Annotated in this window: 18 protein-coding genes and 2 pseudogenes; 12 read left to right on the forward strand and 8 right to left on the reverse strand. The window is 69.6% G+C overall.

Annotated elements, in window-relative coordinates; genetic code table 11:
* Positions 1–1,689, reverse strand: a pseudogene (locus tag OG943_RS35820) (bifunctional metallophosphatase/5'-nucleotidase).
* A 108-nt stretch (positions 1,690–1,797) separates the two neighbouring features.
* On the reverse strand, positions 1,798–2,589 hold the full coding sequence (locus OG943_RS35825; protein WP_328605349.1) for an alpha/beta fold hydrolase: 792 nt from the start codon (positions 2,587–2,589) through the stop codon (positions 1,798–1,800).
* A 620-nt stretch (positions 2,590–3,209) separates the two neighbouring features.
* Here OG943_RS35825 and OG943_RS35830 point away from each other — a divergent pair.
* A complete protein-coding gene (locus OG943_RS35830) occupies positions 3,210–3,341 on the forward strand; it encodes a hypothetical protein (protein WP_328605350.1) in 132 nt (43 codons plus the stop codon).
* Positions 3,342–3,432: 91 nt separating this feature from the next.
* Positions 3,433–4,074 (forward strand): VanZ family protein, encoded by a 642-nt coding sequence (locus OG943_RS35835; protein WP_328605351.1) that lies wholly within the window; start codon positions 3,433–3,435, stop codon positions 4,072–4,074.
* Here the strand turns inward: OG943_RS35835 and OG943_RS35840 are convergent.
* Together OG943_RS35840 and OG943_RS35845 are read right to left on the reverse strand one after the other, a co-directional pair.
* A complete protein-coding gene (locus OG943_RS35840) occupies positions 4,015–4,191 on the reverse strand; it encodes a hypothetical protein (RefSeq protein ID WP_328605352.1) in 177 nt (58 codons plus the stop codon). The genes OG943_RS35835 and OG943_RS35840 overlap by 60 nt on opposite strands.
* 187 nt (positions 4,192–4,378) lie before the next feature.
* Positions 4,379–4,660, reverse strand: coding sequence for a hypothetical protein (locus OG943_RS35845; RefSeq protein ID WP_328605353.1), 282 nt, complete (start codon positions 4,658–4,660; stop codon positions 4,379–4,381).
* Positions 4,661–4,750: 90 nt separating this feature from the next.
* Here OG943_RS35845 and mug point away from each other — a divergent pair, with 90 nt between their 5' ends.
* The 5 genes and pseudogenes from mug (at position 4,751) to OG943_RS48520 (ending at position 9,716) form a co-directional block, all read left to right on the forward strand.
* Positions 4,751–5,329 carry a G/U mismatch-specific DNA glycosylase gene (gene mug, locus OG943_RS35850; RefSeq protein ID WP_328605354.1) on the forward strand — a complete coding sequence of 193 codons (579 nt, stop codon included), beginning with the start codon at positions 4,751–4,753 and terminating at the stop codon, positions 5,327–5,329.
* 265 nt (positions 5,330–5,594) lie between these two features.
* Positions 5,595–6,383 (forward strand): response regulator transcription factor, encoded by a 789-nt coding sequence (locus OG943_RS35855; RefSeq protein WP_328605355.1) that lies wholly within the window; start codon positions 5,595–5,597, stop codon positions 6,381–6,383.
* A 157-nt stretch (positions 6,384–6,540) separates the two neighbouring features.
* Positions 6,541–8,385, forward strand: coding sequence for an acyl-CoA dehydrogenase (locus tag OG943_RS35860; RefSeq protein WP_328605356.1), 1,845 nt, complete (start codon positions 6,541–6,543; stop codon positions 8,383–8,385).
* Between the two features lie 210 nt (positions 8,386–8,595).
* Complete coding sequence (locus OG943_RS35865) at positions 8,596–8,871, forward strand: GlsB/YeaQ/YmgE family stress response membrane protein (protein WP_328605357.1); 276 nt, start codon at positions 8,596–8,598, stop codon at positions 8,869–8,871.
* Between the two features lie 133 nt (positions 8,872–9,004).
* A pseudogene (locus tag OG943_RS48520) lies at positions 9,005–9,716 on the forward strand (leucine-rich repeat domain-containing protein).
* Positions 9,717–9,720: 4 nt separating this feature from the next.
* On the opposite strand, the gene OG943_RS35880 reads toward OG943_RS48520, so the two are convergent.
* The 3 genes from OG943_RS35880 to OG943_RS35890 are packed head-to-tail and all read right to left on the reverse strand — an operon-like array spanning position 9,721 to position 13,731.
* Positions 9,721–11,550, reverse strand: coding sequence for a VanW family protein (locus OG943_RS35880; RefSeq protein WP_328605359.1), 1,830 nt, complete (start codon positions 11,548–11,550; stop codon positions 9,721–9,723).
* Positions 11,551–11,573: 23 nt separating this feature from the next.
* Positions 11,574–11,906 carry a GroES family chaperonin gene (locus OG943_RS35885; protein ID WP_328605360.1) on the reverse strand — a complete coding sequence of 111 codons (333 nt, stop codon included), beginning with the start codon at positions 11,904–11,906 and terminating at the stop codon, positions 11,574–11,576.
* Position 11,907: 1 nt separating this feature from the next.
* A complete protein-coding gene (locus OG943_RS35890; protein ID WP_328612235.1) occupies positions 11,908–13,731 on the reverse strand; it encodes an NHL domain-containing thioredoxin family protein in 1,824 nt (607 codons plus the stop codon).
* A gap of 178 nt (positions 13,732–13,909) precedes the next feature.
* Between OG943_RS35890 and OG943_RS35895 the strand changes: the two genes are divergently transcribed.
* The gene (locus tag OG943_RS35895; RefSeq protein WP_328605361.1) at positions 13,910–14,485 is read left to right on the forward strand and encodes a hypothetical protein; all 576 of its coding nucleotides are present in this window, start codon (positions 13,910–13,912) and stop codon (positions 14,483–14,485) included.
* Between the two features lie 770 nt (positions 14,486–15,255).
* Here OG943_RS35895 and OG943_RS35900 read toward each other — a convergent pair.
* Complete coding sequence (locus tag OG943_RS35900) at positions 15,256–17,583, reverse strand: oxidoreductase (RefSeq protein WP_442874615.1); 2,328 nt, start codon at positions 17,581–17,583, stop codon at positions 15,256–15,258.
* 366 nt (positions 17,584–17,949) lie between these two features.
* Between OG943_RS35900 and OG943_RS35905 the strand changes: the two genes are divergently transcribed.
* Genes OG943_RS35905 through OG943_RS35920 form a run of 4 tightly spaced genes read left to right on the forward strand, consistent with a single transcriptional unit; the run spans position 17,950 to position 21,008 of the window.
* Positions 17,950–18,360 carry a hypothetical protein gene (locus tag OG943_RS35905; protein WP_328605363.1) on the forward strand — a complete coding sequence of 137 codons (411 nt, stop codon included), beginning with the start codon at positions 17,950–17,952 and terminating at the stop codon, positions 18,358–18,360.
* Entirely contained in the window at positions 18,360–18,965 is a 606-nt protein-coding gene (locus OG943_RS35910; protein WP_328605364.1) for a DUF3558 domain-containing protein, read from the forward strand. The genes OG943_RS35905 and OG943_RS35910 overlap by 1 nt, the downstream gene beginning before the upstream one ends.
* 1 nt (position 18,966) lies before the next feature.
* Positions 18,967–20,235: a hypothetical protein gene (locus OG943_RS35915; RefSeq protein ID WP_328605365.1), complete on the forward strand. Its 1,269-nt coding sequence runs from the start codon at positions 18,967–18,969 to the stop codon at positions 20,233–20,235.
* Between the two features lie 26 nt (positions 20,236–20,261).
* Positions 20,262–21,008: an ESX secretion-associated protein EspG gene (locus OG943_RS35920; protein WP_328605366.1), complete on the forward strand. Its 747-nt coding sequence runs from the start codon at positions 20,262–20,264 to the stop codon at positions 21,006–21,008.
* The last annotated feature ends 58 nt before the right edge of the window (positions 21,009–21,066 follow it).

Genomic DNA, 21,066 nt, shown 5'->3' on the forward strand with positions numbered 1-21,066 from the left:
CTACGGCGTGACCGTGATCCGGTCCGCCAGCGGCGGCGCCACGCCCGGGTGCGCGCCGAGGTAAGCGATCAGCGCGTCCAGGTCGACGGGGCCGCCCGCCAAGTCGGTGCCCTTCCTGAACTCCGTGAACCCGTCACCGCCAGCGGCGAGGAAGTTGTTCACCGACACACGGAACGTCGCCGCCGGGTCCACCGCCGTGCCGTTCACGGTGATGTTCGAGACGCGCGAGCCGACCGGCGCCGACGCCGAGTACGTGTAGTGCAGCGTGCTCGAGATCTGCAGGATCTTGGTCCCACCAGACTGGCCCCACTGCTACTCCAGCACGTTTTTCAGGTTCGCGCCGGTGAGCGTGATCGTCTGCATGATGTTCGCGAACGGCTGCACGGTGAACGCCTCGCCGTAGGTGACCACGCCATCACCCTCACCGTTCGGGGAGGAGGCGTAGTTCAGGTCCGCGCGGATGCCGCCGGGGTTGGTGATGGCGATCTGCGCGTTGTTGGCCTTGGTGCCTTCAAGCTGTGCGTCGGCGATGACGTCACCGATCGTCGACTCGCCCGAAGCCGCGCCGGCCGCCTTGAGGTCCGCGGTGATGGTGCCGACCGGCTTGTTCGCGATCGGGGCCGACTTGGTCTTGGCCTCGTCGACGAGCTTGGCCACGGCCGGGTCCGGCGTGACGTCGCGGGTGACGATCTCGTTGTGTGCCTTGGTCTGCGACCGCACGACGTCGCGCGTGCGCAGGTCGATCTTCAGGTCCACAACGGACAGCAGCCGCCCGAACGACGCTCCCTGCGTCACCGTGCGCGGCTGGCCGGCGGGGTCGTTGATCACGCAGTTGTACTGCTGGTGGCTGTGCCCGGTGAAGATCGCGTCGACCTTCGGGCTGACGTTCTTCGCGATAGTCGCGGCGGGGCCGTTCGGCTGCAGCTTGCAGTCGTCGGGGCCGGAGTTGACCTCGGTGCTGTCGCCCTGGTGCAGGAGCACGACCTGGGACTTGACGCCGAGCGCGTCGAGCAGGTTCGCGGTGCGGTTGATGGCCTGCACCTCGTCGCCGAACTTCAGGCCCTTGATGGCCTCCGGCGTGACGACGGTGGGCAGGTCCTTCAGCGTGGCGCCGATGACGCCGATCGGCACGCCGCCGGAGAACTGGACGGTGAACGGCAGCAGCGCGGGCAGGCCGTTGGTGAAGTACACATTGGACCCGAGGAACGGGAACTTCGCACCGTCGAAGGAACTGCGGAACTGGCAGCCGTCGGTCTTGTTGCAGCCGCCGAACTGCATGCGCAGCAGCTCCTGGTAGCCCTCGTCGAACTCGTGGTTGCCCACCACGGACGCCTTGACGCCGAGCATGTTGAGGAAGTCGATGGTCGGCTCGTCGTGGAACAGCGCGGAGACCACCGGCGACGCGCCGACGTTGTCGCCCGCGGAGAGCACCATCGAGTTGCGAACCTGCGACTGCAGCTGCTTCACGTGCGTCGCCAGGTAAGCGGCGCCGCCCGCGTCCACAGTGGAGCCATCCGACTGCGTCACGCGCCCGCTCGAACCGGCGGGCGGCTCAAGGTTTCCGTGCAGGTCGTTGAACGCGATGATCCGGACGTCCGTGGTCTGGGCCGCCGACGCGGGTGCGCTCGTGACGGCCACTGTCGCCAGTGCGGCCGCGGCGGTGACCGCGATCCGGGTGAAGAGCCTCATGTTTCCTCCGGTTTCGCGCCCGACGTCCCCAAAACGGGCGCACGGCGTCGCAGTCTGCCCAATAGGGAGGGTCGTCACCAGAGGAAAAGGGAGGGCGATAGGGAAATGTCACCCGGCGTTGGTGCTGCCGTCGAGCAGCACGCGCGCGACGACGTCCGGCGCGTCGCTCATGGGCACGTGGCCGCAACCGCGCAGCGTGATCAGGCGAGCCTGGGGAGCGACGAGCCTGAGCGCTTCCGCCTTGGGCCGCGCGAGCACCCGGTCGCGCTCGGCCCACGCGATGGTGACCGGGACGTCGTCGCGGACCGGCCCGGCGAAGTGGAAACCGCCCTTGGCCTGGGCGAGCGTGGGCAGGAACCCTTCGGCGCGGCCGAGCGCGCGGACGTCGTCGACGACCACTTGCGGCGTGAGCACCGCGGGGTTGCTGTAGATCATGCCGGTGAGCGCCTTCCGGCCGGCGGCCGTGGTGGCGAGCTGCCGGACGCGCCGCTCGGGCGTGTGCCGGGCGAGCGTGCGGAGGGTGCGCAGGACGGTCAGCGCGTACTGCTGCTGCCACGGCGTCCAAAGTCCGGCGGGCGACAGCGCGGTCACGCTGCGAACCAGGCCGGCTTCCCCGAGTGCGAGCGAAAGCAGCCCGCCGAGCGAGTTCCCCGCGACGTGCGGCTTCTCGATCCCGAGCCGCCCGAACAGCCGCGCGAACGTCTCGAGCGCCGGCTCGATCCCGTAGGCCCCTTCCCGGTGCGGCGACTCCCCGAACCCGGGCAGGTCAACCGCGATCACGTCCCGGTGCGGCGCCAGCAACGGCACGACGGGATCCCATGCCTGCCGCCGGTGCCCGACCCCGTGGATCAGCACCAGCGGCGCGCCTTCCCCAACCCGCGTGTAGACGACGTCGTCCATGATCCAGAGCGTAAGCGCTGGTGACGAGGATTTCTAGTACCCCGGGTAACAGTTACTCCTGCGTCCACTTTTCACCTGGCCACCTCGCCGTTTCCGGAGTTATCCACAGCCTGGCCCCATTGTGGACAACTCGGCCTCACGTGTCCAAATTCTCCGAATTTGGCGAGGGGGGTCGGTAGGATGGGATTGGGGACGCCCCCCAGGGAAGGGCGGGGGCTGCTGTCGGGGCGGGTGGCGGTGATGGCGAACAGCGGCGCCGGCTGTGGGGCTTGGCGTCGGCTGGGGTGAAGGTCTGGGGACGTTCTGCGGAGCGTGCGCTGGGGGCAGGCTGCGGCGGGCGGGCGGGGTGAGCTTGCTTGGGCGGGGATCGGCAGGTGAGCGGGGAGTTAGCTGCGCGGATCAGGGCGGAGCAGGGTCAGTGCGGCAGCCGGAACCGGCGTGGCGCGGTACGAGGAAGTCCTGTACGCGGAGCGTGCCGCACCTGGTCAAGGGCGAGGCGGCAGAACCCGGGCAGCAACGAAGCGCGACAAAGGGACAGCACCGCAACCCCCATCCGTAACACCTGCCCCAACCGCACCGATGCCCCGGACGCCGCATCGCGAAACGCACCGGGGGAGTACATGGAACTGCAGATCGTCGTGCTCGTGATCGTGGTTGTGGGGGTGCTGGTGGGCGGGACGGTCTTCAGCGCGTGGCGGGCCGAGCGCGCCGAAGACAAAGAGCGCGAGCAGGAGCCTGGCCGATCGGCTTAAGGCCGCCTCGGCCAGATGGCCGACCCCCGGCAGAAGCGTCCGGCTCTTCGACCGAAGTGGCCGGGGCCCCAAGATCCATAACGTTCAAGCCATGACGAACGCACAGGTCACGGCCCTGCAGTACGGCCTCATCGGTTTCCTCGCGGTGTGGGCGACGGTCCTCGTCCCCCAGCTGGTGCTGCAGTTCGCCCGCTACGGGCGCCCGCGGGTGCGCGGGCTGGTGACCACGGCCGCCGTCGTGTTCTACGCGTGCATGGCGCTCGCCGTTGTGTTCCTGCCGCTGCCCGGGGCGCACAGCCGCCGGCTCGAGCAGACCGTGCAGCTGCGCCCGTTCCAGTGGATCAGCGACATCCACACCGAGCTCCTCAAGCACGGCCTGTCGGCGGCGCACTGGTTCACCACGCAGACCTTCCAGCAAGCCGCGCTGAACGTGCTGCTGTTCGTGCCGCTGGGCCTGTTCGCACGGATCCTGTGGCGCCGCGGGCTCGTCGGGACGCTGGCCATCGGCGCCGCCGCGTCATTCGCCATCGAGGTCACGCAGCTCACCGCGAACTTCGGCACCGCGCCGTTCGTCTACCGCATCTTCGACGTCGACGACATCATGACCAACACCTTCGGCGCCGGCGTCGGCTGGCTCTTCGCGGCCCTGCTGCTCGCCCTGCGCGCCGTTCCTTCAGCTGTCCACGCGCAGACGGCCCGGCGCGAGCGGGTCGACTTCGCCCAGGCGCGCTAATCGAGCCTTACGCCGCAGCGCCGCCCGCTTGGCGGCGCGCCGGTCCTCCAGGATCACGATCAGCGAGGCGACGGCGATGACCAGGGCCACCAGCCCGAGGACGAGCGAAACCTGCACGCGGCCTCCTCTCCGACGTCGTTGTGCGAGAGATCACACAGGCTACCTAGCCCGGTGGCGGCTTCGCTACCCCGTGCGCGGAGAACCAGTCCCGGTCAGCGGTCACCCAGCGGTCGAAGACCAGATCGGCCGAGGTCAAGACATCGCCAAGGGCTTCGGGGGACGGCCTGCGGCAGGTGAATTCCTGTCACCAAGCCTCGTCGCCGACGCTGCCGCGGACGGCCGCGGACAGCAAGTCGCCGTCGCGTGCGGCGCCTCCAGGGCGACGCCCACCCGAACCGCTCACCACGCGGTCGAACCACCCCGGCGGATGCCATTCGACCAGCAGCACGCCGCCGAACCGGCGCCCCAGCCGCAGGTCACCGATCCGCGCGCAGACCGTCTCGGCGCCACGCACGTGCGCGAGCATCTCCGGCGAGTCGTCCACCGCGACGACCCGGTGGCTCAGCGCCACCAGCGGATGCGTCACGCAGCCGCTGCCCAGGTCCAGGATCGACGCGCCACCGGGCAACCGTCGGCCGTGACACCCATGCCGTCCAGCGTGCCGGAGACTGGACGGATGGGCCCCCGACCGACGAAGGAACAGCTCGCCGCCGCGTACGGCACGATCGTCCCGGACGTGCTGGCACCCGGCCTCGACGTGCTGTTCTGCGGCATCAACCCGAGCCTCTACTCCGCCGTGCTCGGCGTGCACTTCGCGCGGCCCGGCAACCGGTTCTGGCCGGCCCTGCACCGCGGCGGCTTCACCCCGCGGCAGTTCGACCCGAGCGAGCAACACGAGCTGCTCGCGCTGAAGCTCGGCGTCACCAACGTCGTGGACCGGGCCACCGCGCGGGCGGACGAGCTGAGCGACGACGAGCTTCGAGACGGCGGCAAGGCCCTGGTCGTCAAGGTCCAGCGGGCGAAACCGCGCTGGCTGGCCGTGCTGGGCATCACGGCGTATCGCCTCGCGTTCGGCGAGCCGAAGGCGCGTGTCGGGCGCCAGGAGCGGATGATCGGGGCGACGAACGTGTGGGCCCTGCCCAACCCGAGCGGCCTCAACGCCCACTGGACACCGGCCGGACTGGCCGAGGAGTTCGCCGCGCTCCGCACACAGCTTGTCACCGATCGTCCACCTAACGGGCTACACCCTCAGTAGCAGACGGAGGAACGACCTCGGCCGCAAGGCGTCGAATCACCCCTGATCACGACCACTTTTCTACAGAGAGTTTGCTGCGACTGGCCGATACGGCCATGAGGGGGAAACCGCGTCACGAGGGGCCTCCTGGGGACTCGAATGAGAGACAAGGTGTCATTCCCGTCCGGTCCCAGCAGGGGGGATCGGGTGGTGCCGGACGGCACGCCGAGGGGGCGTGCCGAAGCGTCCGGCGGCCCGGGAGCGACCTGGAGTACGGAGGCCCGAGATGCGCGGCATCGAGCCCCACCGACCGACCGTTGCACCGGGACAGCCCGGCGCGAGCCGCAGCCTCGGGGTCGCCGTGGTCGACCCCATCCCGATCTTCCGCGAGGGACTGGCCGCGATGGTGCACCGCAGCCCCGGCCTGCACTGGGCAGGCCAGGCGGCGAGCCACCACGCCGCGCTCCAGCTGTGCGAGCAGGTGCGCCCCGACGTGGTCATCCTCGACTCGGCGCTGGACCCCAACTGCCACCTCACCAAGCTGCTGGCCGCGGGTGACCCGGCGTTGCTGCTGGTGGTGCTCGTCCGCGACGCCAACCGGACGCAGCAGTACCTGGCGACCGCCATCGGCGCGGGCGCGCACGCGATCGTGCCGCGAGCGGTGGACCCGCGCCGGCTCGCGGAGGCCATCCGGCGCGCGCACTCCGACCGTCGTTACATCGACCCGGCGCTGGCGGCGCTCACCGCCAGACCGAAACGCCAGCCGTCCCCCAGGGCGGCACCGGCCGAAGACCACCTGACGCAGCCGAAGGGCGCGATGCCGCTTTCGCGCCGCGAGTACCAGGTGCTGCAGCTCGTGGCCGAAGGACTGGAGAACTCGGCGATCGCGAAGCTGCTGTTCCTGTCCGTGGAGACGGTCCGGACGCACGTGAAGAGCATCCTGCGCAAGCTTTCCGCGCGGGACCGGACACACGCCGTGACCATCGCGTTCCGCAGCGGCATCCTGATCCCGCGCGCGGACGACGGCCACAACCCCGCGCCCGTCCAGCCGGCCGTGGCGCGCGGCACCCCCTGACCTCACCCACCAGGTGGATGTCGTTTTTTCGGCTGAATTCCGCCCCTGGAAGCGCGGTTTCGCTTGCTCCGGTTACTCGTAGGTAATATCCTGAAGTTACCGGCGAGTAAGGGAACATGTGCCCGGCCGGAAAGCCGACACAAAACGGAGTGACGACATGGGCCACTACAAGAGCAACGTCCGAGACCTGGAGTTCAACCTCTTCGAGGTGCTCGGCGTACAGGAGCGCCTGGGCAAGGGCGTGCTCGCCGAGTCGGACGAGGAGACCGCGCGCGGGGTGCTGACCGAGCTGAACAAGCTCGCCACCGGCCCGCTGGCCGAGTCCTACGCCGACGCGGACCGGAACCCGCCGGTGTACGACCCCAAGACGTTCAGCGTCAAGATCCCCGAGTCGTTCAAGAAGAGCTACCAGCAGCTGATGGACGGCGAGTGGTGGCGCCTCGGCCTCACCAACGACCTCGGCGGCTTCGGCCTCCCCCCGACGGTGCAGTGGGCCGCGGCCGAGCTGATCCTCGGCGCGAACGCCCCGCTGTTCATGTACATGGCGGGCCCGAACTTCGCGATGATCGTGAAGAACAACGGCACCGAAGAGCAGCAGCACTGGGCGCAGCTGATGATCGACCGCGCCTGGGGCGCGACGATGGTGCTGACCGAGCCGGACGCCGGCTCCGACGTCGGCGCGGGCCGCACCAAGGCCGTCAAGCAGGAGGACGGCTCCTGGCACATCGACGGCGTGAAGCGGTTCATCACCTCCGCCGAGCACGACATGAGCGAAAACATCATGCACCTCGTGCTGGCGCGCCCCGAGGGTCCCGGCATCGAGACCAAGCCCGGCACGAAGGGCCTCTCGCTCTTCCTGGTGCCGAAGTACCACTTCGACTCGAAGACCGGTGAGCTGGGCGAGCGCAACGGCGCCTTCGTCACCAACGTCGAGCACAAGATGGGCATCAAGGCGTCCACCACCTGTGAGCTGACCTTCGGCCAGCACGGCACCCCGGCCAAGGGCTGGCTGCTCGGCGAGGTGCACAACGGCATCGCGCAGATGTTCCAGGTCATCGAGTACGCCCGGATGATGGTCGGCACCAAGGCGATCGCCACCCTGTCCACCGGTTACCTGAACGCGCGCGACTACGCCAAGGAGCGCGTGCAGGGCGCCGACCTGCCGAACATGCTGAACAAGGCCGCGCCGCGCGTCACGATCACGCACCACCCGGACGTCCGCCGCTCGCTGATGCTGCAGAAGGCGTACGCGGAGGGCCTGCGCGCGGTGTACCTGTACACGGCGTCGTTCCAGGACCAGCTGTGGACCGGCGAAGGCGACGAGGCTTCGCTGAAGCTGGCGCACGGCGTCAACGACCTGCTGCTGCCGATCGTCAAGGGCGTCGGCTCCGAGCGCGCGACCGAGCAGCTCGTGCAGTCACTGCAGACCCTCGGCGGGTCCGGCTTCCTGCAGGATTACCCGATCGAGCAGTACATCCGCGACGCGAAGATCGACTCGCTGTACGAGGGCACCACGGCGATCCAGTCGCTGGACTTCTTCTTCCGCAAGATCGTCCGTGACAAGGGCCAGTCGCTCGCGTACGTGGCCGGCGAGATCACGAAGTTCCTCGAAGCCGAGGCGGGCAACGGCCGGCTCAAGAACGAGCGCGCGCTGCTGAAGCAGGCCCTCGAGGACACGCAGGGCATGCTCGGCTCGCTGATCGGCTATCTGACCGCGTCGCAGGAGGACCCGCAGAACATCAACAAGGTCGGCCAGCACACCGTGCGGCTGCTGATGTCGGTGGGCGACCTGCTGATCGGCTGGCAGCTGCTCAAGGGCGCCGAGGTGGCCGTCGCCAAGCTGGACGCCGGCGCGTCGGCCAAGGACGTGCCGTTCTACGAGGGCAAGATCGCCGTGTCGTCGTTCTTCGCCAAGTCCGTGCTGCCGGAGCTGACCGCGCGCCGCGCGATTGTCGAGGCGGCCGACAACACGCTGATGGACGTGGACGAGTCGGTCTTCTGAGCCACTCAGCCGCTCAGTGAGAAACGCCCCCGGTGCCCGCGCACCGGGGGCGTTTCTTTCGGGTGACTTCGCCGGTTGTGACTGGCGAGGGGGTGGTGCCGGGTGGGTGTAATGCCCTTGGGAACGAGGTTTCGACGGCCCCGGCAAGGGGAATCACGACAGCGTCCGCGGCCGGTTGCCGCGGGCTCCATTTCAGGCAGAGGAGTTTCGATGACCGTCTCAGGCATCATCAGCGCCATCGTGATCGGCTTGATCCTCGGCCTGCTCGGCCGGCTGGTCGCGCCCGGCAAGCAGTCCATCCCGATCTGGCTGACGATCGTCGTCGGCATCGTGGCGGCCTTCATCGGCACCTGGATCGCCCGCGGGATCGGCTACGCCGACACGAACGGGATCGACTGGCTCGAGATCCTCACGCAGGTGGTGATCGCCGCGATCGGCGTCAGCCTGGTGGCCGGCCTGTACGGCAGGCGCAGTGTGAACAGGTAACCTCGGTTTTCGTTGCACAGTCCGGCCCGCTGCCGCTTCGGCAGCGGGCCGGGTTTGTGTTCTAGGCTGCCTGATGACCTGGCTGGACCTCTCCGACCGCCCCGGCCCCTTGCCGTCCCCGCTGCCCGCCGGCCTGACCCGGCTGGACCTGGACCGCACCGGCCGCACGACGATCCCCGCCGAGGTGTTCTCCGCCCCGCTGGAGCACCTGAGCCTGTACGACAACCGGATCAGCTCGCTCCCGGATGCACTGTGGACACTCACCGGCCTGCGAGTGCTGAACCTGGCGGACAACGAGCTGACGTCGCTGCCGCCCTCGGTGGCTTCGCTGCGTTCCCTGCACACGCTGGACCTCGGCCACAATCGGCTGGCGTCGCTGCCGGACGAGCTGGGCTCGCTCCCGAACCTGACGGAGTACCTTTACCTGAGCGACAACCGTCTGACGTCGTTCCCGGAATCGCTGTGCGCGCTGGGATCCCTGCGTTACCTGGGCTGCACGGACAACCGGATCAGCGCGTTGCCATCCGATCTCGGGCTTTCGCTCGTTGCGCGAACTCCGCCTGTACCACAACGAAATCGCCGAGCTGCTCGAGTCGATCGGCACACTGTCGGCGTTGCGGGAACTCCACCTCCGCGGCAACGACCTGCGCACCTTGCCGTCGTCGGTCGGCTCGCTGACCTCGTTGCGCCAGCTGGACCTGCGGCAGAACTCCCTGACCACGCTACCGTCCTCGCTAGCCGGTCTGTCCAAACTGGACAAAATGGACCTCCGCTGGAACAAGAACCTCCGCGTGCCACCCTGGCTGGCGGACCTCGAGGCGGCCGGCTGCATGGTCCTGTTGTAAACCGTCAGCACAAAACGATCGGCCGCGGAGCGTAGGTCGTATTGCGAGTTTCCTCGCGAATCTCGTTGCCTGTAGCCAAATCATAGAACACGCGGGTGTCCGAGACGCTGAATCCCGTGGCGCCTACCGATGCCTGGCAGGTGCCGTCCGGGCCCGGGCCGAACTGGATGGGCGGCGAGACCTGGTTCGTCTGGCCGCCCGTGCGGCCTTCGACCCGGTACTGCTTCGTGCCCCAGATCCGCACCGTCACCGAGCCGCCGCCCGCGTAGGCCTGGATGGCGAAGCCCGTGGGGGCGGTGTCGGCGATCTTCAGCTCCACCGGGTTCCCCGCGTCGTCCACGGCCGCCGCGTCGCGACCGGCCGGGTAGCGGTCCAGGTAGTGGTCGTGCGCGGCGTGGCCGCCGTCGCCGAGGCCCGCCAGGTACGCCGCGTTGTACAAAGTGGACGCGAGCTGCGAAACTCCGCCGCCCACCACCGAAGGGCCCGTGCCGTCTTCGTCGGCGGGAGCGGTGACGTAGCCGTTCGCCGAAGTCCGGGCGCCCGAGCGCGCGCCGAGGCTGAACGTCTCACCCGGCTTCACGACGGCGCCCGAGACGCGGTCGGCGAGCGTCTGGATGTTCGTGGCCGCCGGGCCGCTGAAACCGCTCGTGGTGAACTCGCCGATCACCTCCTTGATGCCCAGCGCCGACACCGCTTCGGTCGACACGCTCGGCTTCGTCGCGTCGTACGCCACGCTCAGGTCCCGCCCGTCCGGCTTCGCCAGCACCTGCGTGATCGGCTTGAAAGTGTTGGCCCAGTTGATCTTCCGCGCGTCCTCGGACGGCTGCACCGCCGGCGCGCCCGCGGTGAACACGAGCTCCGCGTCGCGCCCGTCGGTCTCCGTCGACGCGAGGTCCGGCTGCACGGCCTGCTGCAGCTTGGCCTGGTCGATCCGCAGCTCCAGGCTGCCGCCGTCGCGCGGCGCGAACTGGAACGACGCGGCGATCGCGGCCGGCGTCAGCGTCGCGTCCTTGTCCTGGCCGTGCACCACCACCGGCTTCGCCACCGCGGGCGTCACCACCTGGTCCAGCAGCGCGTGCACCCCGGCCGAGGTCGCCTTCGGCGGCGTCACGGCCATCCGCAGCGGCACGCCGCCCGGCGCGAGCCAGTCCGCGATCACCGCCTGCACGGCCGCGGGGACGTCCGCCAGCAACTGTCCCTGCCGCGGCTCGACGGGGTACGGCGTCACGTCCGTCGCCGACTTCGGCAGGAACCCGATACCGCCCTCCACCAGCGGGTGATTCAGCCGCCGCTCGGCCAGCGCCCGCACGGCCTGGCCGACCTCCTCCTGGTCCGAGCGCGTGACCACGCCGACGTCACGCGTGCTGAAGAACGACATGATCCGCGTGATCGGGCTCAACGGCTGATGCCCGGCCTGCGCGAGCGTCGCCGGCCAGTCCAGGCCGAGGCCGGACTCGGCGGGCACCAGCGTCGCCGTGACGTCACCGCCGCGCACCGGCACCGGCTGCGTCAGCCGCGGCTGGAGCTGGGCACGCAGCTTGGCCTCGGCGTCGGCGTGCGAGAGGCCGCCGACGTCGACGCCCGCCACGACCACGCCACGCGGCACGTCGCCCGCGTTGGCGATCAGGTCGACGGCGTACAGCAGCACGAACAGCCCCAGCAGGCCCCCGACGATCATGAACGTGCGGCCGATCTTGCGCCGGACGCGACGCGCCGACGTATCGGGCGGCGGGGGCGCGTCGACGACGGCGAAGATCTCCGTGGCCAGGTCGTCTTCGGATTCCTGCAGCAGGTCGTCGAAGAAGAGGTCCTGCGAGGTTTCGTCTTCGCGCACGCCTGCCCTCCCCCTGCCAGGAGCTACAGGTACAGCCCCGTGCCCTGTTCGGTCCGCTCAGTGGCGACGGCGTGAATGTCCCGCTCGCGCATCACCAGGTGCCCTTCACCCTTGATCTCGACCTCGAACTGGTCTTCGGGGTTGAAGAGCACACGGTCGCCCAGCTTGACGTTCCGCACGCTGTTGCCCACGCCCAGTACATCACCCCAGGCGAGCCTGCGCGCCACTTGCGCGGTCGCCGGGATGACGATGCCGCCGCTGCTGCGTCGCTCGCCCTCCTCGGGGGACAGCCGCACGAGCACCCGGTCGTGCAGCATCTGGATCTCGAGCTGGGGGCCGTCGGACACGGCTCCCATGCTACTGACGGGGCGGGGTTCCCTTCGGCTCGCCCGCCATGACCAGGCTGAGCACCCGCTCACCACCGGCCTCGAAGCGCACGGGGACACCCCAATCCTGCCGCGTGATGCGGCACGCGGGGTGCTCGCCGCCGTCGTCGCAGCTGGCCGCCTGCGCGACGACCTGAAGCACGCCTTCGGTCACGCCGTCGGCGAACCGGACCCGGCGCACCAGGTCCGTGCCAACGCCGGCGCCGTCGGCGAGCAGCTCCGGCGGCGATGCGCTGATCTCCAGCCGCGTCGACGGCCCGTAGCGCTCGTCCAGCTTCTCGCCCGGCGGCGGGGTGAAGACGACGGAGAACTCGAGGTTGCCGGGCGCCAGCACGGTCGGCGGGCGGCGCACGGCGTGCGCGGTGCCGGCGACGGTCGTCGCCTCGCCGCCGACCGGCGCGACGCGGTTGCCCGCCGACTCGACGACCAGCAGCACGCCGTCGTGCAGCAGCAGGCCTTGCGGCTCCGCCAGCCCGGTGGCGAGCGTCGTGACTTCGCGCGTGAAGGGGTCGTAGCGGCGTACAGCGCCGTTGTACGTGTCGGCGATGGCGATGCGGTCGCCCGGCAGCACGGCGAGCCCCAGCGGGTGCTGCAGCAGCGCCTGCTCGGCCGGGCCGTCGGAGTGGCCGAAGGAGAACAGGTCGACGCCGACGGCGGTGTGCACGGTGAACGACTCGCCGTCCGGCTCGATCCAGCGCAACGCGGACGTTTCGGCATCGGCGAGCCAGAGCTTGTCGCCGTCGGGCGCGAGGCCGGAGGTCTGCGCGAAGAACGCTTCGTGGACGTCGCCGTCTCGCAGGCCTTCGACGGTGGTGCCCGCGAAGCGCCGGATGTCGCCCGAAGCCGGGTCGAACACGCTCAACGTGTGGTTGCCCGCCATGGCGACCACAACGCCGCCCGCGGGGGCCCACCACGCGACGTCCCACGGGCTGGTGAGGTCGACGTCCACGGCCTTGCCGGTGTCGGAGCCGTCGCGCCACTGCCTGCCCGTGCCCGCGACGGTGCTGACCTCGCCGGTGTTGAGGTCGAGGCCACGCAGCCGGTGGCCGGCGGTGTCGGCGACGACGGCGTGGTACCCGACGCGCTGGGCGACGTCGTTGGGCAGCAGCGCGATGCCGGACGGCTCGGTGAAGGTGGCGAGGTCGAAGGGCCCGTCCTGCGCGCCACGCTCGCCGCTGCCGAAACGGCGGATCACGGTCTCGCCGTCGGAGGCGAACTCGACGATCGAGTGGTGGCCGGTGTCGGCGACCAGCACCCGGCCCTCGGCGGTGGCGACGGCCTTGCTCGGGAAGCGCAGCTCGCCGTCCTGCTCCTCGACCGGCACGTACGGGCTGCCGCCGCGGCGGAGCGTGCCCTTGGCCGCGTGTTTCACCACGAGGTCGGCGACCACGCGGCGCAGCGCCTCGCCGTGGCCCTCGCCCGCGGCGACGTGCACGACGTAGCCCTCGGGGTCGACGACCACAAGCGTCGGCCACGCGCGCACGGCGTACTGCGACCACAGCTCCATTTGCGGATCGTTGACGACGGGGTGGTGCACCTCGTAACGCCGTACGGCCGCCTCGATCGACGCGCGTTCGCCCTCGTGCAGGAACTTCGGCGAGTGCACACCCACGGTGACCAGTACGTCGGAAAACTCCTCCTCGAGCGGCCGGAGCTCGTCGAGGACGTGCAGGCAGTTGACGCAGCCGCTGGTCCAGAAGTCGAGCAGCACGATGCGTCCGCGCAGCTCGGCGAGGGTGAGCCGGTGGCCACCGGTGTTGAGCCAGACGTCGCCGGCCAGTTCGGGCGCGCGCACCCGCGCCTGCGGCACTGCGGGCAGCGGTGAGGTAGTCACGAGACGAGTGAACTACATCCGCTCACGCTGTGTTCCCATATCCGCGGTCTGAGAGAAGAAGCTCACCCCGCCGAGGGAGGCGTCAACGGACCGGAAAAGGACGCGCGGCGCGATGCTTCCGCTACGTACGCTTCTTCGCATGTCGACAGTCCAGCCGGCCGGCGCGCTCACCGTGGAGGAGGCCCGGAGCCTTCAGGAGAACCTCCGCGAACCCCTGCGACCTGGCCTCACGGACACCGAGCTCAACGACGTCGAGCAGCAGTTCGGCTTCAGATTCGCCGCCGACCACCGCGTGTTCCTGCGCGCGGGCGTCCCGGTCGGCGACCGCTGGCCGGACTGGCGCTGCGGCAACCCGGACCAGCTGCGCAAACGCCTGGACTGGCCCGTCGACGGCGTCCTGTACGACGTCGAACACAACGCACTGTGGCTACCCGATTGGGGGCCGCGCCCGCGTGTCCTGTCGAACGCGCTGGCCGCCGCGCGCCGCCACCTCGCCTCGGTGCCGCAACTCGTGCCGGTGTGCGGGCACCGCTACCTCCCGGCCACCCCCGGCGAGTCGGGCTACCCGGTGCTGTCGGTGTACCAAACGGACATCGTGCCCTACGGCTGGGACCTGCGCGGCTACCTGCGCCACGAGTTCGGCGGCGAGCCGCTGGGTGAGCCGCCGGCGGAAGGGGTGCGGGAGGTCGGGTTCTGGTCGCGTTTCGTGGACTGAGCCTCCTTTTCGTTTTCGTTTTCGTTTGTCGGGCTGGGTGGGGGTGGGGCGGCTTCGTCGGTGGTGCTGGGTGGGCTGGGTTCTTTCGGGTCGGTTTGGTTGCGGGCACTGCGCGAGCTGGGTCGCCAGACGTTGCGCTCGCCGCATCACACCGCGCGAGCTGGGTCCCTACACGTGTCCCTCGCCGCTCGCGCCACACGAGCTGAGTCCCCCTGGAGCCGGCTTCACCTCTCGCACCGCACGAACCGGCTCCCACGCGTGCCGGGCGCCGCTCGATCTGGGTTCCCACACGTGCCCCGCGCCGCTCGCCCCACACGAGCCGGGTTCCCACGCGTGCCCGCACCGCTCGCCCCACACGAACTGGGTTCCCACGCGTGACCCCGCGCCTCGCGCCACGCGAGCCGGATCCGTTCGACCCGGCTTGGCCTCTGGCACGCCACTCCGGGCTTCCAGCATCCTCACGCACCTCCCTTCCTCACTCCGCATCCCTCACCCCGACCTTCCCACTTCCGGAAGCCTTGCCGCTCTCCGTCGGCCAACTTGTCCACAGCCCCCAGCCAATGTGGACAACTCAAGGCCGCACCTCCGTCGTCGCCCGGTTTTGTCCGAGCCCGCCGGTAAAGTGGAATGTGGGGGGACACCCACCACGCAGTAGGCGCGATCCGGCAGGCTCGGTTCGGCGAGCACAGTTCGGCGACGACCTCGCAGCGGAAGCGGCAACCTGACGTCTCCGGTGGTGTCAGGACCGTCCACACAGCGACGGCATCGGATCAGGGTTCGCGGCGCAGCATCCTGCTGACACCGGCCGCGACGGTCGTCGCGAGGATCCAGCCGGACGCCGTGATGCCGGCGGCCACCCAGTTGTCCGCGCCGTGCATGTACCAGCGGGACTTGTTGCCGAAGTCCACGATCGGCACGAGCAAATCGGCCGTGTAGATCACCGGGTTCCACTGCAGGCCCGTGTCCTGCTGGTTGACCAGGCAGCGCTCGCCGTCACTGACCGCGTAGAGGCCGGGGTGCTTGACGCAGTCGTCGGTACCGAGGCCGAACCACAGGCTGCCGACCACGAGCAGCATCAGCAGCCAGCCCAGCGCGCGCACCGGCCGGTAGCCGTACCCGACCATCGACCGTTGCAGCCAGCTCCACAACCGCACGCCCGGGCCGAAGATCTTGAACCCCTTGGCCAGCGCCTCGTAGCGGAACTGCTGCTTGCGCAGCCCCACTGTCGACGCGTGCTCCTCGTTGCCCGCCGCGCGCAGGGTGGCGGCGAGCTGGTCGTACGGGCCGGGCCGGTAGCCGCGCATGGCCGTGCGCAGCAGGACGATCCGGTGGTCGAGGGACCGGTCGTCGTCGAGCGCGATGCCGACCTTCAGCGCGTCGTAACGGAAGTCGTCGAGCTCGATGCCTTCGGCGGAGGCCCAGAAGTGCTCGTTGTCGCCGAGCGTGCCGCAGTGCGCGCGGCGCAGGATGACGCGGCCGTCGGGCGGCTCGGCGGGCGTGAGCAGGAATTCGTCGGCCGCGACGTCGCTGGCGTCGAGCGCGATCCCGTGCGGGGCAAAGGAACCGAGCCGCGCACCCCGCAGTTCGAGGCGTCGCGCGATCTGTGCGCCGTCGAGGTTGACGCCGCCCTCCGCGAGGAACGGGCGGTCCTTGTCCTCGGTGAGCACGACGTCGCGGCCGACCCGCGCAGTGCGGACGTCGAGCGAGAAGCTGCTGGAAGTGCGGCGCCCGGGGTCGGTGATCTTGGTGCCGCACAGGTTCAGGCTGCCCCCGACCTCCACGCCCTGCAGGCGCAGCGTGCCCTGCACCGTGGCGTCCGTGAGCTGCAGGTTCCCGGAGATCTTGGTGCGCCGCGCGGAGAACGCGTCGCGGCCGGGGTGCAGGAACATCGAGTTCCACGCGAGGAAGTTGCCGCCCACGGTGACGTCCGCCAGCCGCAGCTGGCCGGCGGGCACCCGCAGGCTGGTGGCCTCGATGTCGCCGCCGATGGTGGAGCCGTCGAGGTGCAGGGCGCGGTCGTAGAACGGCGTTTGGCGGCCGCGGACCATCTTGATCTCGGCGCCCGCGAGCCGCAGGGACCCGCCGATGCGCGCGTTGACCATGCGGAGCGTGCCGAACGCCTGGAGCCCGTCGGACAGCTCGAGGTTGCCGTCGACCTTCAGCCGGTCGGCGACGAGCGCGGGCCGCGGGTCGAGGTACGGGTCGTTGGACTTCCACGCGTCCACGACCACGGGACCGTTCTGGTCCACCGTGAGCTTGGCCTCGCGCAGCACGATGTCACTGTCCACAGTGGCGCTGGGAAGGTAGACGATCCCGTTGGCGGAGAAGCGCTTGCGCTCGCTGGCGGGACCGTAATTGTCGACCTCGCAGAGCAGGCTGCCGCCGATGTGGAGGCCGTTGCCATTGAGGGCGAAGCCGTCCGGGTTGTCGAACGTGGCGCCGGAGAAGTTGACGTTGCCGCCGGTGCGCATGCCGGGCAGGCGGACCTCGCCGTTCGCGACCATGCGGTACGCGAGCAGCGCGCCGGTGATGACGAGGCGGTCGCCCTGGATGGCCTTGCCGTGGCGGTGGCTGATGGTGGTGCGCGTGAGGACGACGGACCCGTCGATGACGGCGTCGGTGAGGTTGACGGCGGCGTTGGGCACGCCGCGCTCGCGGTCGTCCCCGCGCTGGACGGTGGTCTCCTCGATCTCGCGTTCCTCCGGCCCGACCTCCACAATGCTGCGAATCAGCCGCAAGTCGTTGCGGCTGCGGAGGTTGCGCGCCTTGAGCCCGGGCAGCCAGCACTTGCGGAAAACGAGCCCGAGCAACGTCGCCTCACGCACGTCCGGCGGGTGCTCGAACCGGCAGCGCTCGAAGCGGAACAGGTAGTTGAGGTCGGCGGCCCGGAGGTCGAGCGTCCCGGTGATGTAGGCGTCCTCGACCTGCACAATGGGTGCGTTCGTGGCTTGCCTGCGCCACCGCATGATCCCGCCGGTCCCGGGTTTGAGCAGGTCGGCGGCCTTGACCTCGTACCGCTTGTCGGGCACCCCGTCGAACGGATCGAGCGGTGGCAACGTCGTGTCGGTCGGCACGTGCTCCCTTACTCCCCCGGGCATGGGCCCTCATAGCGAATCGGATGAACGGCGGGGACGCAAGCGGCCTAATGGAGTAGCCCGGTCAGTTGGGCAGCCGCTGCTCACCTGACGTCGAATCGCGACTACTCTTGGTGACATTTGGAGGGATCGTCCGGGCCGGGTGATCTTGCCGGAACCGGACTTGAGGGCGTTCCATCCCTGCTAAGGTCACTAGCCGGAGCTGGAACTGAACAGAGGGTAGGCCGCGCCCCAGGACTTGAGCGGCCCGTGCGGGGAGGCACGACAATGCCAGATGGAACGACGGGTGGCCCTCAGGGCGTCCTGAACGAGCTGACCACGCCGGGGCAGAACGCGCCCGCGCCGGGGAGCCCGCCAATACCGTTGCCGGTGGTCGGCCAGACCACGACGAGCGGGCCGCCGCCGGACTACGCAGCGCTGGGAGCCGGCCAGGCGAAGACCGATTTCGCCGCGGCGGCGGGCAACGGCGGCTGGAAGTTCGACGCAGCCGCGATGGACAAGGTGATCCAGCAGCTCGAGGACAGCCTCGACAGCGACTATTCACAGGCACGGACCATCAGCAACCAGTTCGCGCAGCTGCGCGAACCAGGTTCGGACGGCGTCAGCAAGGATTACATGGCCACCGCAAGCCGTGCCACGATTGCGTACAACAATTTCCTCCACGGGACCGTTGACTACCTTGAGTCATACGTGGACACCTTGAAGCAAATCCGCACTGCATATGTGAAACAAGACCAAGCCGCGATCGACGCGTTTCGCAGCCCAGGGAAGGTCGTTTGATGCGAATCCGATTCGTCTGCCAGCTCGCGCTCGTCGGTGCGGTGGCGGCCCTGCTGGCGGGGTGTGGTGGCTCGACGCCTGGACAGCCCTCGCCTGCTCCGTCGAGTTCGCCGGCCGCTGAACCGATGCTCGCCCCGAAGGTAGCGCAGCCGCTGACGAACACGGCTCCTTATGAAGCTGATCCGTGTTCCGCTCTGCCGATCAGCGAGATCGAAAAGGTCGGCGGGAAGGTCAAGGGCACCAGCATCGCCGAGTCAATCGTCGGCAAGTCGTGCCAGTGGACTTTCGACGGCAGCACCGGGAACGTCAGCGGGGGCTTCTACTCTGGCAACAAGCTCGGCCTCAACAGCCTCTACCTGGAGAACCGGGACGGTCATCTGTCCCTCTTCCAGCCGCACGCGCCCGTCGAGGGCTATCCGGCGGTCGTGTACGGCGCCGGCGATGAGGGAAAGGGCTCGTGCGCACTGGCTGTCGGAGTTCGCGATGACCTGACTTACACGGTCAACACCCAGCTCCGGAGCGGAAACCCGGCACTGGCAGACCCGTGCAAGATGGCGGAACAGATCGCCGCCGCGGAAATCACGCGGCTGAAGGCGGCGAGCTGAGATGCCTCAAAGCGGATTCGACATCTACAACCAGCTTCACGCCCCCGGGGATACCACCGGGATGGACGCGATGGGGCACGGCTGTGGTCAGTTGAACACGATCCACGAGGACGTGGCCACCAAGCTCACCGATAGCCAGACCGCGCTCGACTCGTTGTGGAAAGGCAAGGCCGCCGACAGCGGAAAGGCCGGCCTCTCCCCGCTCATCGTCACGTCTCACACAGCGGCGCAAAAGATGGACAGCATGCGGCAATCCATCGAACAGCAGTCCGCTGCTTTCAACTACGCCAAGAACAATGTCGTTCCGGTTGACCAAACCAGACCGGACGACGACACGCTCGAAGACTGGTTGTCCGTCGGTGCGAGCGATGACGAGGTCAAGGCCGCCGAATACGACAGCAAAACGAAGCAGAACGTCGAGATCTACAACGGCTACTCGCAGAGCAGCCAGCCGCGGACAGACACGCTTCCGATGGACTATCCCGCCGCGCATGATCCGAATGTGGCGGCCGGTGGGGTTACGCCCGATGCGGTTGATCCTGGGACCTCCTCCGGCGGGCACCACAGTTCCGGTAGTGGCGGGCGCTCCGCCGGGCACTCAGGTGGGTACAGCGGCGGTCCCAGCTCCTACAGCGCGCCGCCGGGGGCGGCTGGGTATCAGGCGCCTCCGCCGCCGGGGAACCATGGGGGTGGGCCCGGCGGTGGGGTGAACGTGCCGTCGCCAGGGACTCCTGGGGATGACCACACCAGTGCAGCCTGGGCGAATCCGACGCCGCCGCCCGTGCAGGGCGGTGGGATAGGCGGGACCGGCAATGGGTTCGGGCCGGGAGGCGGCGGACCTGGCGGAGGTTCCGGCGGCGGCGGGTTCCCCGGTGGGTTCGGGCCCGTTGGCGGGTTCGGCGGAAGCGGCGGCGGCGGGTTCGGGCCAGGCAGCGGCGGCAGCGGCGGCGGATCCAAGCCAGGCGGCGGTTTCGGGCCCGGCAGCGGCGGGGCGGCCACGGGCGGTCGCGCCGGTATCGGGGGCGGGGTCGGCAGTGGCGCCGGCGCAGTAGGCGAGAGTGCTGGCGCCGCGCGGTCCGGGATGGGTGCAGGTGCCGCCGGGGCCAAGGGGCAGTCCGGGATGGGCGGTATGGGCCAGGGGGCCAAGGGCGGCAAGGGTGCGGAAGACGAAGAGCACCAGCGCAAGGTCCTGCTGTCCGAAGAGGACCCGGACTCCATCTTCGGCGGTTACGACGGGGACAAGCCGACGCCACCGGTGATCGGGGCTTAGGCGTACCGAGGGGGAGGGGAAAACCGGTGCTGCGCAAGCCCGTGGAGCTGAGCCTGCAGACCTACGAGGTGCTGCTCGAACGCCAGAACCTCGGCGACATCCACCCGACGCTCGTTCGCGGCGCGTTGTGGTACTCGCCGGACGAGCGGCGCCAGCTCGCGGCCGACACGGACGCCGAGCTGGCCCAGCGCGGGCTGCTGCGGGGCGGGCGTCTCGACGGCGACTTCGTCGAAACGCTCCATGTCCTGCAGCGGCCCGGCGTCGAGTACTACTCGTGGGTCAAGTCGGACAAGGGGGAGCGGACCGTTCGGGTCGCGGCGAGCGGGCGGGACGCGGTGTCGGTGGTCGCGGTGAACCAGACGCTGTACCTCGCGCCGTGCACGCCGGACGCGTTGGCGCGCGAGTTCACCGCGATGCTGCCGGAAGCGCCCGCCGCGCGCATCGCGTCGCTGAACTGCTCCGACACCGACCTGAACCTGATCAAGAGCGGCGACATCCCCAGCACGAGCAACCCGAGCATCCGCGACGCCAAAAAGGTGCTGCAGTGGCTGAAAGCCCCGCACACCTACTTCGGACGGCTGTACGTCGCCGTGCGCGACAGCCGCGGCAAGCGCCTGCGCAACGAGAACCCGCCCGGCTGGGTCGACACCGAGCAGGGGCGCATCCTGTTCGGCGTCGACAAGTCCGGCTGGGTCAGCCTGGCCGGCGCCGGGCCGCAGGACATCGCGAAGAAGATCCAGCAGCTGGAAGGCGAGCTGCGCGGCGGACGCTGACACAAGACACGTAAAAACCGGTGTGGCCGCCCCCGAACAGGAGGCGGCCACACCGGCG

It is taken from the genome of Amycolatopsis sp. NBC_00345, from assembly GCF_036116635.1.
Classification (GTDB): Bacteria; Actinomycetota; Actinomycetes; order Mycobacteriales; family Pseudonocardiaceae; genus Amycolatopsis.

Bases quoted from the DNA above. Each gene is read 5' to 3' on its own strand.
- OG943_RS35825 (WP_328605349.1), bottom strand. From the start codon at position 2,589: ATGGACGACGTCGTCTACACGCGGGTTGGGGAAGGCGCGCCGCTGGTG.
- OG943_RS35830 (WP_328605350.1), top strand. From the start codon at position 3,210: ATGGAACTGCAGATCGTCGTGCTCGTGATCGTGGTTGTGGGGGTGCTG.
- OG943_RS35835 (WP_328605351.1), top strand. From the start codon at position 3,433: ATGACGAACGCACAGGTCACGGCCCTGCAGTACGGCCTCATCGGTTTC.
- mug (WP_328605354.1), top strand. From the start codon at position 4,751: ATGGGCCCCCGACCGACGAAGGAACAGCTCGCCGCCGCGTACGGCACG.
- OG943_RS35855 (WP_328605355.1), top strand. From the start codon at position 5,595: ATGCGCGGCATCGAGCCCCACCGACCGACCGTTGCACCGGGACAGCCC.
- OG943_RS35860 (WP_328605356.1), top strand. From the start codon at position 6,541: ATGGGCCACTACAAGAGCAACGTCCGAGACCTGGAGTTCAACCTCTTC.
- OG943_RS35865 (WP_328605357.1), top strand. From the start codon at position 8,596: ATGACCGTCTCAGGCATCATCAGCGCCATCGTGATCGGCTTGATCCTC.
- OG943_RS35885 (WP_328605360.1), bottom strand. From the start codon at position 11,906: ATGGGAGCCGTGTCCGACGGCCCCCAGCTCGAGATCCAGATGCTGCAC.
- OG943_RS35895 (WP_328605361.1), top strand. From the start codon at position 13,910: ATGTCGACAGTCCAGCCGGCCGGCGCGCTCACCGTGGAGGAGGCCCGG.
- OG943_RS35900 (WP_442874615.1), bottom strand. From the start codon at position 17,583: ATGCCCGGGGGAGTAAGGGAGCACGTGCCGACCGACACGACGTTGCCA.
- OG943_RS35910 (WP_328605364.1), top strand. From the start codon at position 18,360: ATGCGAATCCGATTCGTCTGCCAGCTCGCGCTCGTCGGTGCGGTGGCG.
- OG943_RS35915 (WP_328605365.1), top strand. From the start codon at position 18,967: ATGCCTCAAAGCGGATTCGACATCTACAACCAGCTTCACGCCCCCGGG.